This is a genomic window from Halomonas ventosae (assembly GCF_004363555.1).
GTDB classification, from domain to species: Bacteria; Pseudomonadota; Gammaproteobacteria; order Pseudomonadales; family Halomonadaceae; genus Halomonas; species Halomonas ventosae.
This window is the reverse complement of the sequence record NZ_SNZJ01000003.1, coordinates 47,126-61,306: the sequence shown is the minus strand read 5'-3', so window position 1 is coordinate 61,306 and position 14,181 is coordinate 47,126. Positions and strand designations below refer to the sequence as shown.

The window sequence follows — 14,181 nt, the reverse complement described above, 5'->3', positions numbered from 1 at the left end:
CTGGATAGATAACTACCATACAACATGCTGCAGTGCAGTGATCTAGGACAAGCAGGGCCGGCAAGTGCCTGTCAGCCCTGGGTCATGAAGGCGACGCGGGTGCCGTGGGCCAGGCGTGCCGCCGGCTCGACGGGAAGGGTTTCCGGGAGGCCCACCATCTCGTCGGTGACGTCGGCCCAGGTCAGGGTGCCATGGGTCAGGCCCAGCGGCGCCAGGGCGCGGCTGATCCACTGGGTGCCGGTGAAGCGCCGACCCTCGCCATGTTCGTCCACCAGCAGGCTCTCGCCGCCGGCGTGGTGCAGGCGCACCAGGTAGACCCCCATGTCCAGCGACTGTACCTCCACGGCGGGCGGTTCATCCGGGTCGAGGCATTTGGCCAGCGCCTCCAGGGTCAGGCGATCGGGCAGGGCGGGGGCATTCAGGGGTATCATGGGCATGATCCGAACTTGGACATGAGCTGTCATTCTATCGCGACCTGTACAGGAGTCGTCATGCCGTCAACCGCCGATGCCTGCCCCTGCGGCAGCGGCCTGCCCCTCGCCCGATGTTGCGGTCGCTACCATGCCGGCGAGCCGGCCCCCACCCCCGAGGCGCTGATGCGCTCGCGCTACAGCGCCTTCGCCCTGGACCTCACCGACTACCTGCTGGCGAGCTGGCATCCCGACACCCGCCCGACGAGTCTCGCCCCGGATCCTTCGACCCGCTGGGTGGCGCTGGAGATCCTGGAGAGCGGCGAGGAGGGCGATGAGGGGCAGGTGCATTTCCGCGCCACCTTCCGCGAGGAGCGGCGCTTCGGCGCGCTGGAGGAGCGCTCGCGCTTCCGGCGTGAGGCCGGCAGGTGGACCTACCTGGACGGCGATCCCGCTGTCACCCGGCTCAAGCCCGGCCGCAACGAGCCATGTCCCTGCGGCAGCGGCCGCAAGTTCAAGGCCTGCTGCGGCCTGGGATAGCCGTTCCCTGCCTTGCTGGTCGTGAGGCGGTGCACCCCTTACACTGCGCGGCAACGTGCCGTGCCTCCTCGGCCCCCTTATCTTCGTCCCGGACGTGTCCCATGGCCCAGACCCTCTCGAAACGGATCAACAAGTACATCAGCGAGAGCGGGATGTGCTCGCGGCGGGAAGCCGACCGCTACATCGAGCAGGGCAACGTGCGGATCGACGGCCGGCGCGCCACCCCCGGTGACCAGGTCTTCCCGGGCAGCGTGGTGAAGGTCAACGGCCAGGTCGTCGAGCCGCTGGCTCTGGAGGAGGAGGACCTGGTGTTCATCGCCCTCAACAAGCCGGTGGGCATCGTCAGCACCACCGACCCGGGCGAGAAGGCCAATATCGTCGACTTCGTCGGGCACGGCGCGCGCATCTTTCCCATTGGCCGGCTGGACAAGGACTCCCAGGGGCTGATCTTCCTGACCAACAACGGCGACCTGGTCAACCGCATCCTCCGGGCCAGCAACCAGCACGAGAAGGAGTACCGGGTCACCGTCAACCGGCCCATCACCGACGACTTCATCACCGGAATGGGCGCTGGCGTGCCGATCCTCGGCGAGGTCACCAAACAGTGCCGGGTGATCAAGGAGTCCCGGTTCGTCTTCAACATCACCCTGGTGCAGGGGCTCAACCGCCAGATCCGCCGGATGTGCGAGGTGTTCGGCTTCGAGGTGGTGAAGCTCGAGCGGATCCGCATCATGAACGTGTCCCTCGCCGGGCTCGCACCGGGGGAGTGGCGCGACCTGACGCAGGCCGAGGTGGCGACGATCCTCTCCCTGACCGAGCACTCCACCTCCGAGGCCCAGCAGCCCGGCCGCCGGTCGGCCCGGCGCCAGGCAGGCAAGGGCGCCAGGGACGGCGGCGGCAAGTCAGGCCCGGGCAAGTCAGGCTCGGGAAAGCCCGGCGCGAGCCCTCGAGGCAAGGGCGGGAAGGCCGCTGCGGGCAAGGCCGCGAAGCGCCAGGCAGGCGGCAAGGCCGTGCCCGGCAGGTCCCGCGGCACCAAGCCCTCCAAGCCCGGAAAGCCCTCCAAGCCCGGCAAGCCGGGCGCCAAGCCGTCGAAGGGGCCCCGCCAGAAATCCGCCGGCCCGTCCCGCAAGCCCAGGGGCAGGAAGTAGCCGCCTGCCTGATCCCAGATCCAGGCCGAGGCCATGAGGAGCGCCATGAACGACCCACGCCTGCAGAGCCCCGCCGTGGCCCGCAATCGACAGCCCATCCTCGAGATCCTGCAGCGGGTGCTGCCCGAGCGTGCGCGGGTGCTTGAGGTGGCCAGCGGCAGCGGTGAGCATGCCGTCTACCTGGCCGGCGCCACACCTGGCTGGCGCTGGCAGCCCAGCGATCCCAGTCCCCGGGCGCTGGCCTCCATCGCCGCCTGGCGCGAGGCCGCGGGGCTGGCGAACCTGCTCGAGCCCGTGGAGCTGGACGTGACCGGCGACTGGCCGTCGACGCCCTTCGAGGCGGTGGTGGCCATCAACCTGCTGCATATCTCGCCCTGGGCGGCGACCGAGGCGCTGCTGGCGGGCGCCGGCGATGCTCTGGTGCCCGGTGGCGTGCTCTTCCTCTACGGGCCGTTCCGGCGGGAGGGACGCCATACGGCGCCCAGCAATGCGACCTTCGATGCGGATCTGCGTGCCCGCGACCCGCGCTGGGGGATCCGTGACCTGGAGGAGGTGACGGCCGCGGCCGGGCGTCATGGACTGAAGCTCGACAAGGTAGTGACCATGCCGTCCAACAATCTCAGCCTGGTGTTCCGCCAGTCGGGCCAGTCAACACTTATCCCCGCCAGGTAGCGGGCTGGCCTCGGGCATCGGGGGAGACGGCTTTTGGGTTTCTGGCGTGACCGGCTTAGCGCAGCCGTTCCAGCTCTCGATTGAGCGTTGCCCGGGAGAGCTCGCCGAAGTGGGTATCGAGCAGCCGGCCGTCGGCATCGTAGAAGAGGGTGGTGGGCATTGCCCTGGCACCGACGCGATCGCCGAAGGCCAGCTGGGCATCGAGCAGCAGGTTGTCGAGCGCGAGGGACTCGTGGTCCAGGAAGCGACGGACCTGGGCGGGGTCCTCGCCCTGGTTGAGAAACACGAAGGTGATGTCCCCCTCCTGCCGCTGGGCCTCGGCGAACACCGGCATCTCGCGACGGCAGGGCGGGCACCAGGTCGCCCAGAGGTTCACCACCATGGGCTGGCCCTCGGCGGCCTGCAGATCGGGGAGGCGGATGGCCTCGCCGGCGAGGGTGGTGAGCTCGGTCTCGGGCACAGGGCGGCTCTGTCCGGCCAACAGGCCGAGGGTGCCGGCGGTGACGCTCCAGGTGAGTATCCCGGCGGCCAACGCGCCGCCCAGGGCCTTGCGCTGGGCGGGCTGTCGCCACAGTCGCCAGGCCGCATAGGCCGTCCCGGCGGCGATGCCGCCGAGGAGATCGAAGCCACCGTCGCGGATGTCGAGCATCGCGAGCGGCCCCGCGTAGTCCTGGTGGTAGCGTGCCACGAAGACCAGTCGAGCGCCGACCAAGGCAACCAGGCAAAGCGTCGAGAGGGTGTCGCCGATCCCCAGGCGCTGGCGTCTGCCCAGCAGCAGGCCGGTGATGAGGGCGACACCCAGGGCGAAGACAATCAGCAGCTGGCCCAGGCTCAGGCCAAGCGGGCCGATGGCGATGCTCTGGGAGAGGAGGTTCATGGTTGCTCACGCCTGTCGGGAATGTGAGCTCCAGCATGCCCGGCCGCGGTTAGTGCCGCATTAAGGGACCCTCATTCCGGTATCTCGCCGGGCTCGCGGTACTCGACGCCCTCGGCCTGGCGTTCCTCGCGGGTCTTGGTCTCGTCCTCGGCGGGCACGCCCCACACGGTTTCCCGGCGACCGTCCTCCCAGGTGTAGGTGGTGCAGCCGGCCAGCAGGGACATGGCGAGCAGGGTGGCGAGAGACGGTATCGATCGATGCATCAAAGACTCCTCGTTGCTTGGTGAACGGGCTGCCTGGGTGACCTAGCCGGAGAGGCCCAGCAGGATCGGGACATAGACCACCAGCAGCAGCACGGCGACCAGCCCCAGCAGGTAGGGGATGATCGCCCGGGTGATGCGCTCCAGCGGCAGCCGGGTGACCGAGGAGGCCACATAGAGGTTGATCGCCACCGGCGGGGTGATCATGCCGATGGCCAGCCCCACCACGATAATCAGCCCGAAGTGGATGGGGTCGATGCCCAGCTGGGTGACCAGCGGCAGCAGCACCGGGGTGAGGATGATCAGGGCGCTGGCCGTCTCGATGAAGACGCCGGTGAGCAGGATCACCGCCACCACCAGCAGCATGATCACGTAGGGATCGGTGGAGAGCGACAGCACCGCCTGGGCGATGGCGCCGGGGACCTGCCAGCTGGAGAGGGTCCAGCTGAGCACCGCCGAGGTGGCGATCACTAGCATGATCACCGAGGTGGTGATGGCCGAGCGAATCAGGATGCGGTAGACGTCGGCGAGCCCCAGGTCGCGGTAGACGAACAGCGACACCAGCAGGGCGTAGTTGACCGCTACCACGGCCGCCTCGCTGGGCGTGAACACGCCGGAGAAGATGCCGCCGAGGATGATCACCGGCGTCATGAGGCCCCAGCTGGCGCTTCGGAAGGTATGCCAGATGGTGGCCGGGGAGAAGGCCGTGCCGCGGGGGTAGTTGCGACGATAGGCCTGGACGATGGCGATGGCGGCAAGCCCCAGGCCCATGGCGATGCCCGGCAGGATGCCGCTGAGGAAAAGCTGGGAGACCGACTGCTGGGCGATCACCGCATAGATGATCATCGGCACCGAGGGCGGAATCACCACCCCGATGGTGCCGCTGGCAGCGATCAGGCTCGCCGCCGAGGCGGGCTCGTAGCCCTTCTTGCGCAGCTCCGGCACCAGGCTCGAGCCCACCGCCGCGGTGGTGGCGGCCCCGGAGCCGGAGATGGCGGCGAAGAACATGCCGGCGCCCACCGAGACGAGGGAGAGGCCGCCCTTGAGGAAGCCGAACAGCGAGTCGGCGAAGGCCACCAGCTTCTCGCTCACCTTGCCCTGGGCCATCAGGTCGCCGGCGAGGATGAACATGGGCACCGCCACCAGGGCGAAGGAGTTGATGCCCTGGAACATCTGCTGGGGCACTACCATCAGCGGCACGCCCTGGGCATGGAGCGCCACCAGGGTGCTGGCGCCGATGGCCAGCGCGATGGGCACGCCGAGCAGCATGAAGACCAGGAACAGCACGAAGAGCAGGGCGGTCATGGGGCCTCCTCCTCGGGCTCGCGCTCCTCGCCGACGGCCAGGCCGATGACGTCCACCAGGGCGTACCAGGCCATGATCGCCGCGGCCAGCGGCATGACCGCATAGACCCAGGTCATGGAGAGGCGCAGCGAGGCGGACTTCTGGAAGCTCTGCACCTGCATGTACTCCCAGCCGATGGCGATCAGGGCGAGCAGGAAGCCCAGCGCCACCAGCAGGGCGGCGATGCGCGCGAGGCGCCGGGGGAGGCCGGGCAGGGCGTCCACCACGAAGGACACGGCGATATGCCGCCCACGGCGAAAGGCCAGGGTGGCGGCGAGGAAGGTGATCCACACCAGCAGGAAGCGGGCCACCTCCTCGGTCCAGCCCACCGCGGTGAAGAAGACCCGCGAGACCACCTGCAGGGTGATCACACCGATCAACGCCGCCATCGCCGTGACCACCACGGGCGCGATGACGGCGTCGAGGGCGCGCTCACTCCACCGCAGCGGTCGCAGCAGGGAATGGGCGAGGGGAGGCACTTACTTCAGGGCCTCCTGGATGCGCGGCAGGTAGTCTCCGAACTGCTCGCCGTACTTCTCGTAGACAGGGGCCACGGCCTCCTGGAAGGCGGCGATGTCGGGCTCCTCGACGATCTGCATGCCCGCATCGCGCAGTTCGGCGAGCTGCTCGGCCTGCATCTCGGCGTTCATCCGGCGCTCGTGCTCGGCGGCCTCCTGTGCCGCCTGCTCCAGCACCGACTGGGCGGCCTCCGGCAGCTTGTTCCACACCGGCATGCCCATCACGAAGATCGCCGGGGCATAGGTGTGGCGCGACAGCGTCATGTGCTCCTGGGTCTCGTAGAGCTTGAAGGAGTGGATGACGTTGACCGGGTTCTCCTGGCCGTCGATGGTGCCCTGCTGCATGGCGGTGAGCGCCTCGGTCCAGGCCATGGGCACGGCGTTGGCGCCGAGCTCCCGGAAGGTGTCCACGTAGACGGGGTTCTCCATCACGCGGATGCGCAGGCCGTCGATATCCGCCGGGCTCTGAACCGCGCGCTCGCTGTTGGTAAGGTTGCGGAAGCCGCGTTCGGCGTAGGCCAGGCCCTTGAGGTTGACCTCCGAGAGTCGGTCCAGCAGCTCCTGGCCGATCTCGCCGTCGAGCACCTCGTAGGCGGCCTCGGGGCTCGGGAAGAGGAAGGGCAGCTCGAATACCGCCATCTCCTCGACGAAGTTGGCAACGGGCCCGTTGGTGATCACCCCCATGTCCACGGTGCCGATCTGCATGCCCTCGAGCAGGGTGCGTTCGTCGCCGAGGCTGGCGTTGGGGTAGAGCTCGATGTCCACCTTGCCCTCGGTGCGCTCCTCGACCAGCTCCTCGAACTTCATGGCGGCGATATGGAAGCCATCCTGCTCGTTGACCACATGGGCCAGGCGCAGGGTGACCGGGTCCATGTCGGCGAACTCGGAAGCGTTGGCACCGGCGGCCATGGCCAGCGAGACGGCGAGGGCCAGCGTGCTGCGTGCATATCCTTTCATTGTCGTTTTTCCTTTGGTGTGTCAGTCACTTGGTGAGCATGCCCGAGGCCGGTGCCGGCGGTCAAACCGTGCCCGCGCGCCTCACAGCAGCCGGTACATCACATGGGCGTCCGTCAGGCCGAGCGCCGGGTGACGGAAGGCCCGGGGGAGGGTGCCGACGATCGCGAAGCCGTGCTCCTGCCACAGCCGGATGGCCACCGCGTTGCTGGCGACCACCAGGTTGTACTGCATGGCGAGAAAGCCCAGTTCCCGGGCCAGGGCCAGGGAGTGCGCGCACATCTCGCCGGCGATGCCCTGGCCGCGGGCGTGGTCGGCGACCAGGTAGCCGCAGTTGCAGACATGGTCGCCGGGACCGGGCTGGTTGGCCTTGAGGGTGTAGGTGCCGGTGACCTGTCCCTCATCATCGACGGCCACGCGCACGGCGCGGGGCAGCTCGATCCACATCCGATGGGCGTCCTGCTCGCTGATGTCGCGGGGTACCGCATAGGTCTCGCCGGCACGGAAGACCGGTACGAGAATGGCCCACAGGGCTGGCCAGTCGTCGGGCTGGTAGGGGCGGATGCGGATCATGCGGTGGCTCCTTGCCGAAAGGGAAATCTGGGTCAGGCGGCCTGCTGCGCACGCAGCCAGGCGATCTCGTCGGCCCAGATCGTCGGGTCGATGGTCTCCAGGATCAGGGGGATCCCGTCGAGTCGCGGGTCGCGCATCAGGGTGGTGAAGGCGTTGAGCCCGATGTTGCCCTGGCCCAGGCTGTGGTGGCGGTCCACCCGGCTGCCGAGTTCGCTCTTGGCGTCGTTGAGGTGCATGCCGCGCAGGTAGCTGACGCCCACTACCCGGTCGAACTCGTCCAGGGTGGCGGTGGTGGCCTCGGGGGTGCGCAGGTCGTAGCCGGCCGCGAAGGCGTGGCAGGTGTCGAGGCACACCCCGACGCGTGACGTGTCCTCCACCTGTTCGATGATCTCGGCGAGGTGCTCGAAGCGCCAGCCCAGGTTGCTCCCCTGGCCCGCGGTGTTCTCGATCACGGCTGTGACGCCGCGGGTCTCGGCGAGCGCCTCGTTGATCGACTCGGCGATGCGCGAGAGGCACTCCGATTCGCTGATCTTCTTCAGGTGGCTGCCGGGATGGAAGTTGAGGCGGTCGATGCCCAACTGCTCGCAGCGCTGGAACTCGTCGAGGAAGGCGGCACGGGACTTGGCGAGACCCTCCGCCTCGGGGTGGCCCAGGTTGATCAGGTAGCTGTCGTGGGGAAGAATCTGTCCGGGACCGAAGCCGTGTTCCTGACAGGCAGAGCGGAAGGCCTCGATGACCGCGTCGGAGAGCGGCTTGGCCTGCCACTGGCGCTGGTTCTTGGTGAACAGTGCGAAGGCGTCGGCACCGATCTCCACGGCACGCTGCACTGCCTGGTCGACACCGCCTGCCGCGCTGACGTGGGCACCGAGGTATTTCATGGCCGTCTCCCGCCGGGTAGATCAGTGATTCATGGTGCAGGGAAGTCTACACCAGCGAGGCGAGAGCATGTGATGGTTGAGGCGACGAGGACGCCTGTCCCGTGCCCGTGTCGTCGGGGGGCGGGGCTAGCCCTGGTCGCTGGAGGGCGGGGGTGTGCCGTCCTCGCGATGGATCACGAGGGTGGTCTTCTGGTTGAAGCTGACCTTCCGGCCGTAGGCCTCGGCTGCCTTCTTGGTGGCAAAGTGCCGGGAAGCTCGCTCGGAACCGCTCCGCTGTACGCTCCAGCCCCCCTTGGCATTCGGCACTACATGGTGCGTCGACCGATTCATCGTCGTCCCTCCTGTACGGTGGACGTGGCGGGATGGCGCCTGCTGAATTATAGCGTTCGCGTCGGGCGGCGAGGCGGTTTCGGCGCGGCGCATGACCCCGGTCATGTCATGGCGATCTCGCCGGGAACACCTGCCAGCTTCGAGGGCATGGGCGCGGCTACACGAACTCGGGATCCTCCGTCCTGACGGTGATCGCCTCCTCCTCGCCGGGCACCATCACGGCGAATTCGCCCCCGCCGAGGTGAGTCACCGAGTGGCCCTCCCGGGTCCGGAAGCTAGGGAGGCCGCTGCGGGTCGCGCCGGCGTGCTGCAGGTCGCTGAGATCCCGGACGCTGACGAACATGTCGATGAAGTACTCGTTGCCGGCCGGGTCGAAGGCCAGGATGGTTCTCTCGTTTCTGGACACGGGGACACCTCGGATGGACAAGCCTGGTATTCATTCTAGCCGCGGCCGGCGGGCGTATTCCATTGCACCGTGCCGAGGGTGGTGATCCGCCCGATGACAGCGGGTATCCTCACGGCGATGAACCTGGATGCGGCCGTCGCGCGCCGGCCCGATGCCGGGGGCGAACCGGTCGGCCGCGGGATGGAGGAGATGCGCCTTGCGCCTGGACTATCAGGGCCTGCTGCCCGAAGCCGTGGGGTTCCTGCTGCTGCCGCGCTTCTCGATGATGGCGTTCTTCTCAGCAGTGGAGCCGCTGAGGATCGCCAACCGGATCACGGGGCGTGCGCTGTTCGAGTGGACGCTGATCAGCGAGGACGGCGAGCCGGTCACGGCCTCCAACGGCATGACGCTGCTTGCCGACCGTGCCATCGGGGAGGTGCACCAGCTGCCCTCCCTGGCAGTCTGCAGCGGCTTCGGTCCCGAGGACAGCCTGAGCCGTCCCCTGATGGCCTGGCTGCATCGCCTGGACCAGGGCGGCTGCGTGCTTGGCGGGCTCGACACCGGCGGCTTCCTGCTGGCGGAGGCGGGCCTGCTGGAGGGCGAGCGCGTCACCCTGCACTGGGAAAGCCTGCCGGCCTTCCAGGAGCGGTTTCCGGGTATCGAGACCTCCGACGAGCTCTTCGAACTGGGGCGGCGACGTTTCTCCTGTGCCGGGGGCACGGCGGCGATGGACATGGCCCTGGAGGTGATCGCCCGTCGTCACGGCTCGCGTCTGGCGGTCGATGTCTCGGAGCAGCTGATCCACGAGCGGATCCGCACCCGCAGTGACCAGCAGCGCATGTCGCTGGCCAGGCGCCTGGGGATCCATAACCGCCGCCTGGTGGAGGCCGTCTCCCTGATGGAGCGCCACCAGCAGGTGCCCCTCTCGCTGGAGGCGGTGGCCAGCCGCAGCGGGGTCTCCCTGCGCCAGCTGCAGCGCCTCTTCGAACAGCATCTCGGCACGTCCCCCCGGGCGTGGTACCTGAACCTGCGACTGGAGCGAGCCCGGCACCTGCTTGCCGAGACGGACGGCGATGTCCTCTCGGTGGGGCTGGCCTGCGGCTTCACGTCAGGCTCCACCTTCGCCCGGGCCTTCAAGGCCCGCTATGGCCAATCGCCGCGGGAGGCGCGGCGGGCTTGAACCTGGCTGTGACCTACACTTCCGCCCACATGCGTAGCAGGTTGGCGAGGCTCTTCGACAGCATGTCAAAGGTGTGGGTCTTGCCGTTGGCCTCGAATTCCTGGCGACGCGTGGTATCCAGATCGAAGAGGATCTCCCGCTGCTGTGGTTCTCGCACCTGGCTCTGTGCCCAGCCTACTGCGGCCAGCCGTTCGCCCTGGGTGACAGGCTCGACACGGTGCAGGGTCGATGAGGGATAGAGGATCAGGGCGCCGGCGGGCAACTTGTAGGTCTGCTCCCCTGCGGTCGAGTCGATCAGCAGCTCCCCGCCCTCGTAGCTGGCCGGGTCGTTCAGGAAGAGGGTGAAGGAGAGGTCGGTGCGCATGGCGCCCTGGGGCGTGGCCATGATCGCATCGTCGACATGATTGCCGTAGCTCATGCCTTCCTTATAGCGGCTGAACATCAGCGGTTTCATGTGTCGGGGGCGAGCGGCCATCTGGAACAGTGGGTGGCGCTGTAGCGCCGATGCCAGCTCCTCACGCAGGGCGATCACCTCGGGTTGGCGGCCATCGGCCTGCTCGTTCTGCTTGACGGTGCGGGCATGCCAACCGGCAGTTTCCCGCCCATCCCGATAGGCGGCGTCGGCCAGGGCCGACTGAACCCGTGACAGCAGCTTCGCCGGGATGACCTGATCGATGCAGAGAATCACAATAGGCGCTCCAGTTGAGAAGGAGATTGCCAATTATAAGCACCTGTGAACCATTTGCATTAACCTTCTGCACACGACAATAATGGGTCGTCGATCCTCAGGCCAGCACGGCCGAGGCTATTGTCAATCGCGTTCAATAAGGAAGTTTGCATGTCTAACAGCACCCGCACCAAGCTTTGGGTCGGCGTCGGCGCCTCTGTTCTGCTGGGCTCCAGCGCGGCCAGTTGGGCCGATCCCCTGGTCTCGGACGACCTCACCCAAGGGCCTGATAGCCTGATGCTCGCCCATGCCGAACAGGGTGGCGAAGGCGGTGAAGCCGGCCATCAGGAAGGTGGCGAGGGCGGTGAAGGCGGCCACCAGAAAGGTGGCGAAGGCGGTGAAGCCGGTCACCAGGAAGGTGGCGAAGGCGGTGAGGGTGGAGAAGGCCGCGCCGCGGCGGACCCCTTCTCAGTGTTTGCCTACCTGAATGCCTCCGCTGGCGGCGAAGGTGGTGAAAGTGGTGAAGGTGGTGAAGGTGGTGAAGGTGGTGAAGGCGGTGAAGCGGGGCACGGCATCGACGCCAGCAACCCCGGTATCTACTACACCAACCTGGCCATGATGAAGGGGCACCTGGCCATCGCCCGCGAGCTCTATCAGGAAGGGGCGCAGACCGCCTCCCAGCCGCATTTCGGCCACCCCCTCGAGGAGCACTACGAGCCGCTGGAGTCGGCCTTCGAGACCCGCGGCGTTAGGTCGTTCGAGGACAGGCTCCGGGCTCTGGTCGATCAGGCTAGAGAGGGCGGGGATTGGCGTGAGCATGCCGACGCCTATCAGGCAGCCCTCCAGGCCATCGATGTCGCCATGCAGGATGTCGACGCCGAGCTGCGTGACGATGTCGCGTTCCAGAGTCGTGTCCAGCTGGTCCTGCTGCGCCAGGCGAAGCACGAGTACGAGGAGGCCGTGGACAACGGCCAGTTCGTCAACGTCCCGGAGTATCAGGATGGACGCGGCTTCATGCTGACCGCCAGGGCGCTGCTCGAACAGCAGGCTGAGCTCTTCAGGGCCAGCGACGAGACAACCCTCGAGGAACTGAAGGCGGCCTATGATGACGCGATGGCGGCCTGGCCCTCAGCCGAGGCGCCCCAGGCTCCGGTAATGAGCCACGGCGAGCTCTCCTCCAGTACCTTCAAGCTGGAATCGCTGCTCGGGCGTTACTGAGCCATCGGCACCGCTGGGCGACGCCAGCAGGGGCTTCCCAGGTGACAGGCCCGCCGCGGAGGCTTTCCGGGCGGGCCTCTTTATGCCTGTCTCGGCGACAGCCGGGCTCGCTCCTGGCGTTGATTGGCGGGTGATATCCGCCGATCGCCGGGCAGGCTGCCTCATGGTAATGGAGGGGCTTCTTGCAGCGGGTCGAGCGCCATGACGGCCCGGTGGAGCTCGGCCTTGCGCACCTCGAGGCAGTCGAGCCAGTCGAGGCACTCTTTCTTAACGCCTTCTGGAGGGGGTGTATCGGGCATCGACGCGATGCATGCCCGGACCCAGGCCTGCTGGGTGCAGAGATCCTGAAACTCACCGAGCAGCGTCTGGCGCCGCTTCAGGCCGGCGAGGAGGTCGCGGTGTCGCCGTGGATCCAGCTCCGCCAGGTAGCGAATGCGCTTGACGGTCTTGCGCAGTTCATGGAGCGACGTGTCGGGGGAGTCGTCGGCAAGGGCCGCCAGGTCAGCGTCATGCTGCAGGGTCCGCTCGGCCAGCACCGCCTCGACCTGTTCCGGCGTTACCGCCCCGAGCGCCTGGTGAAACCGCTTGTCCGAAAGGAACTGCCGCCATCTCGCCATGTCGCGGGCATAGCCCGGCTGTGCCATGGCGTGGCAGAGGGCCGCGTGATGCTCCCGGCGCTGATGCGCCAGCCAGTCCTGCAGCCTCTTGCGGGCCTGCTCCGATAGCGAAGCGGGCTGCCGGTCCAGGGTCTCGAGAAACACATCCAGGTCCCGCAGGTCGCTGGTGGCCCGTGCGCGATGCTTCAGGCGCTTGAGGAGCTTGCCGAGGCCGGGCACCCGGGTGATGGCCCTCACCGACTCTGCGATGGCACGGCTGCGCCGCAGGTTGACGCGATACTGGTGCAGGAATTCCGGGTCGATGCCGGCGATCACGCCGGGCTCCAGGGCCCTCACCATGCGGTATTGATGGGTCAGCAGGCCGATGATGCGCTTGTCGGGACGTGCTCGGTCGAGGTCGGGTGCCCGGGGGGCCTGCTTCCTGAACAGCGCATGGCTTGCCTCGCCTGGCGTCAGCCGGGAGACCCGTTCGCCCCGGTGCTTGCGGAGGTCCTGCCAGCTCTCCACGGGCAGGGTGAGGCTGAGCAGCCCCCCGGTGGGCAGCTCGGCGGCCGCCTGCCTGCACAGCCAACGGGCGAGCTTGGTCAGGGCCGGGTTGTGGCCGATCAGCATGACCCTGTCGCAATCGGGTGGTAGGGCCATCAACCATGTCCGAAGCGCCTTCCAGTCGAAGGTGTGAAGCGCCTCTGTGTATCGGGCGCAACTGTCGGGGGATAACGCAGGCAACTGCTCAGCGATGCCCAGCAGGGTCTGGCGGGTGCGGGTCGATGTGCTGACATGGATCTCGCCATCCAGAGCGCCGAGGCGCTGCAGGGGCCCGGCCATGGCCGCCGCCTGGCGTCGTCCGCGTCGGCTGAGGGGCCGGTGACAGTCCGCCATGCTGCCGCTGGCGCGCGATGCCTTGGCGTGACGCAGCAGGTAGAGCTCTTTCATTGGTGCCTCCCCGACGATGGCCTTCATGGCACAGCCTAGGTCAGGGTGGCGGCGCTGGTGCTATTCGTCCTGCTGATGACGCGGTCGTGGACGGCGGGCTTCCCTGTCACGGCGCCGTTGGCGGGCCAGGGCGTTTCCGTTGGCCAACTGCACCAGAAACTCGATTTCATCGCGGCCGAGTGGCCGTCTCCTGTGCTCGGACATGTCGTGTCTCTCCCGGCCGGGTACCTCGATCGGAGGCTAGCGTCGGGAGATGTCAGTCAGATGATCTCCAGGGGTCAGCTTGATGACAGGAATCGAAAAAACCCACCCGCATGACCTGTACATGACTTTTTCTCATCATGTTTCTGTTTGGAGCGACAGGATTCCAACCTGCGACCCTTGCAACCAAGTTGCCAGGGTGAATCGCGGCGAAGCATGTTGGTGTCGCCGAGATCGATCCAGTCCTTGGCTCGTTGCAACACCCCGGTATGGAGTTGGCTGGCCACGCCGTGGCGGACGCGATCCGAGGGTGCACTGGCCATCAAACTCAACGCGGATTTATCCGTGATAGGTTTTCACCCATGGCACTAGTCCTCTTGAATCGTGTTCTGGCAAGAACATCTTGATGTTACGAGAGAAACTGCTCGGTATCTGCTTTTATACCTCAGCCCGGTGACTGAGGAGGGGTAACTCTA

17 protein-coding genes and 1 pseudogene are annotated in these 14,181 nt (G+C 67.3%); 5 read left to right on the top strand and 13 right to left on the bottom strand.

The genetic code is table 11. The annotated features are described in order from the left end of the window. Positions 1-71: 71 nt before the first annotated feature. Entirely contained in the window at positions 72-431 is a 360-nt protein-coding gene (locus tag DFP85_RS03105) for a DUF6482 family protein (RefSeq protein WP_133634871.1), read from the bottom strand. A gap of 60 nt (positions 432-491) precedes the next feature. On the opposite strand from DFP85_RS03105, the gene DFP85_RS03100 reads away from it, so the two are divergent. The 3 genes from DFP85_RS03100 to DFP85_RS03090 all read left to right on the top strand — a co-directional run bounded on the left by DFP85_RS03100 (position 492) and on the right by DFP85_RS03090 (position 2,770). Further along, complete coding sequence (locus DFP85_RS03100; RefSeq protein WP_133634870.1) at positions 492-950, top strand: YchJ family protein; 459 nt, start codon at positions 492-494, stop codon at positions 948-950. Between the two features lie 101 nt (positions 951-1,051). Next, the gene (rluF, locus tag DFP85_RS03095) at positions 1,052-2,098 is read left to right on the top strand and encodes a 23S rRNA pseudouridine(2604) synthase RluF (protein WP_133634869.1); all 1,047 of its coding nucleotides are present in this window, start codon (positions 1,052-1,054) and stop codon (positions 2,096-2,098) included. Between the two features lie 45 nt (positions 2,099-2,143). Beyond that, a complete protein-coding gene (locus DFP85_RS03090) occupies positions 2,144-2,770 on the top strand; it encodes a DUF938 domain-containing protein (protein WP_133634868.1) in 627 nt (208 codons plus the stop codon). A gap of 55 nt (positions 2,771-2,825) precedes the next feature. Here the strand turns inward: DFP85_RS03090 and DFP85_RS03085 are convergent, their stop codons facing one another. From DFP85_RS03085 to DFP85_RS03045, 9 genes are all read right to left on the bottom strand, one after another. Further along, a complete protein-coding gene (locus DFP85_RS03085) occupies positions 2,826-3,647 on the bottom strand; it encodes a TlpA disulfide reductase family protein (protein ID WP_133634867.1) in 822 nt (273 codons plus the stop codon). A gap of 71 nt (positions 3,648-3,718) precedes the next feature. Next, a complete protein-coding gene (locus DFP85_RS03080; RefSeq protein ID WP_133634866.1) occupies positions 3,719-3,910 on the bottom strand; it encodes a hypothetical protein in 192 nt (63 codons plus the stop codon). A gap of 42 nt (positions 3,911-3,952) precedes the next feature. Then, the gene (locus DFP85_RS03075; protein ID WP_133634865.1) at positions 3,953-5,212 is read right to left on the bottom strand and encodes a TRAP transporter large permease; all 1,260 of its coding nucleotides are present in this window, start codon (positions 5,210-5,212) and stop codon (positions 3,953-3,955) included. Continuing rightward, positions 5,209-5,730: a TRAP transporter small permease gene (locus tag DFP85_RS03070; RefSeq protein WP_243737187.1), complete on the bottom strand. Its 522-nt coding sequence runs from the start codon at positions 5,728-5,730 to the stop codon at positions 5,209-5,211. The genes DFP85_RS03075 and DFP85_RS03070 overlap by 4 nt, the downstream gene beginning before the upstream one ends. After that, positions 5,731-6,726 carry a TRAP transporter substrate-binding protein gene (locus tag DFP85_RS03065; RefSeq protein ID WP_133634864.1) on the bottom strand — a complete coding sequence of 332 codons (996 nt, stop codon included), beginning with the start codon at positions 6,724-6,726 and terminating at the stop codon, positions 5,731-5,733. A gap of 81 nt (positions 6,727-6,807) precedes the next feature. Then, positions 6,808-7,296 (bottom strand): GNAT family N-acetyltransferase, encoded by a 489-nt coding sequence (locus DFP85_RS03060; protein WP_208108438.1) that lies wholly within the window; start codon positions 7,294-7,296, stop codon positions 6,808-6,810. A 32-nt stretch (positions 7,297-7,328) separates the two neighbouring features. Then, the gene (nfo, locus tag DFP85_RS03055) at positions 7,329-8,174 is read right to left on the bottom strand and encodes a deoxyribonuclease IV (RefSeq protein WP_133634863.1); all 846 of its coding nucleotides are present in this window, start codon (positions 8,172-8,174) and stop codon (positions 7,329-7,331) included. 126 nt (positions 8,175-8,300) lie between these two features. Then, complete coding sequence (locus tag DFP85_RS03050) at positions 8,301-8,504, bottom strand: DUF2188 domain-containing protein (RefSeq protein ID WP_133634862.1); 204 nt, start codon at positions 8,502-8,504, stop codon at positions 8,301-8,303. Positions 8,505-8,661: 157 nt separating this feature from the next. Beyond that, positions 8,662-8,910 (bottom strand): hypothetical protein, encoded by a 249-nt coding sequence (locus tag DFP85_RS03045; RefSeq protein ID WP_133634860.1) that lies wholly within the window; start codon positions 8,908-8,910, stop codon positions 8,662-8,664. Positions 8,911-9,106: 196 nt separating this feature from the next. Here DFP85_RS03045 and DFP85_RS03040 point away from each other — a divergent pair, with 196 nt between their 5' ends. Next, complete coding sequence (locus DFP85_RS03040) at positions 9,107-10,069, top strand: GlxA family transcriptional regulator (protein WP_133634858.1); 963 nt, start codon at positions 9,107-9,109, stop codon at positions 10,067-10,069. Positions 10,070-10,082: 13 nt separating this feature from the next. Here the strand turns inward: DFP85_RS03040 and DFP85_RS03035 are convergent, their stop codons facing one another. Then, positions 10,083-10,757, bottom strand: coding sequence for a Fe2+-dependent dioxygenase (locus DFP85_RS03035; protein WP_133634856.1), 675 nt, complete (start codon positions 10,755-10,757; stop codon positions 10,083-10,085). 150 nt (positions 10,758-10,907) lie between these two features. Here DFP85_RS03035 and DFP85_RS18850 point away from each other — a divergent pair, with 150 nt between their 5' ends. Then, positions 10,908-11,954, top strand: a complete 1,047-nt coding sequence (locus tag DFP85_RS18850) for a hypothetical protein (protein ID WP_166644587.1) — start codon at positions 10,908-10,910, stop codon at positions 11,952-11,954. Positions 11,955-12,115: 161 nt separating this feature from the next. On the opposite strand, the gene DFP85_RS03025 is transcribed toward DFP85_RS18850, so the two are convergent. Both DFP85_RS03025 and DFP85_RS19055 read right to left on the bottom strand, forming a co-directional pair. Next, positions 12,116-13,504: a CHAD domain-containing protein gene (locus tag DFP85_RS03025; RefSeq protein WP_166644586.1), complete on the bottom strand. Its 1,389-nt coding sequence runs from the start codon at positions 13,502-13,504 to the stop codon at positions 12,116-12,118. A gap of 371 nt (positions 13,505-13,875) precedes the next feature. Beyond that, positions 13,876-14,107 (bottom strand): annotated as a pseudogene (locus DFP85_RS19055) (hypothetical protein); the annotation flags it as partial. Positions 14,108-14,181 lie beyond the last annotated feature (74 nt).

Coding starts and splice junctions, on each gene's coding strand:
- DFP85_RS03050 (WP_133634862.1), bottom strand. CDS start 8,504: ATGAATCGGTCGACGCACCATGTAGTGCCGAATGCCAAGGGGGGCTGG.
- DFP85_RS03085 (WP_133634867.1), bottom strand. CDS start 3,647: ATGAACCTCCTCTCCCAGAGCATCGCCATCGGCCCGCTTGGCCTGAGC.
- DFP85_RS03080 (WP_133634866.1), bottom strand. CDS start 3,910: ATGCATCGATCGATACCGTCTCTCGCCACCCTGCTCGCCATGTCCCTG.
- rluF (WP_133634869.1), top strand. CDS start 1,052: ATGGCCCAGACCCTCTCGAAACGGATCAACAAGTACATCAGCGAGAGC.
- DFP85_RS03075 (WP_133634865.1), bottom strand. CDS start 5,212: ATGACCGCCCTGCTCTTCGTGCTGTTCCTGGTCTTCATGCTGCTCGGC.
- DFP85_RS03090 (WP_133634868.1), top strand. CDS start 2,144: ATGAACGACCCACGCCTGCAGAGCCCCGCCGTGGCCCGCAATCGACAG.
- DFP85_RS03100 (WP_133634870.1), top strand. CDS start 492: ATGCCGTCAACCGCCGATGCCTGCCCCTGCGGCAGCGGCCTGCCCCTC.
- DFP85_RS03025 (WP_166644586.1), bottom strand. CDS start 13,504: ATGAAAGAGCTCTACCTGCTGCGTCACGCCAAGGCATCGCGCGCCAGC.
- DFP85_RS03105 (WP_133634871.1), bottom strand. CDS start 431: ATGATACCCCTGAATGCCCCCGCCCTGCCCGATCGCCTGACCCTGGAG.
- DFP85_RS03065 (WP_133634864.1), bottom strand. CDS start 6,726: ATGAAAGGATATGCACGCAGCACGCTGGCCCTCGCCGTCTCGCTGGCC.
- DFP85_RS03060 (WP_208108438.1), bottom strand. CDS start 7,296: ATGATCCGCATCCGCCCCTACCAGCCCGACGACTGGCCAGCCCTGTGG.
- DFP85_RS18850 (WP_166644587.1), top strand. CDS start 10,908: ATGTCTAACAGCACCCGCACCAAGCTTTGGGTCGGCGTCGGCGCCTCT.
- nfo (WP_133634863.1), bottom strand. CDS start 8,174: ATGAAATACCTCGGTGCCCACGTCAGCGCGGCAGGCGGTGTCGACCAG.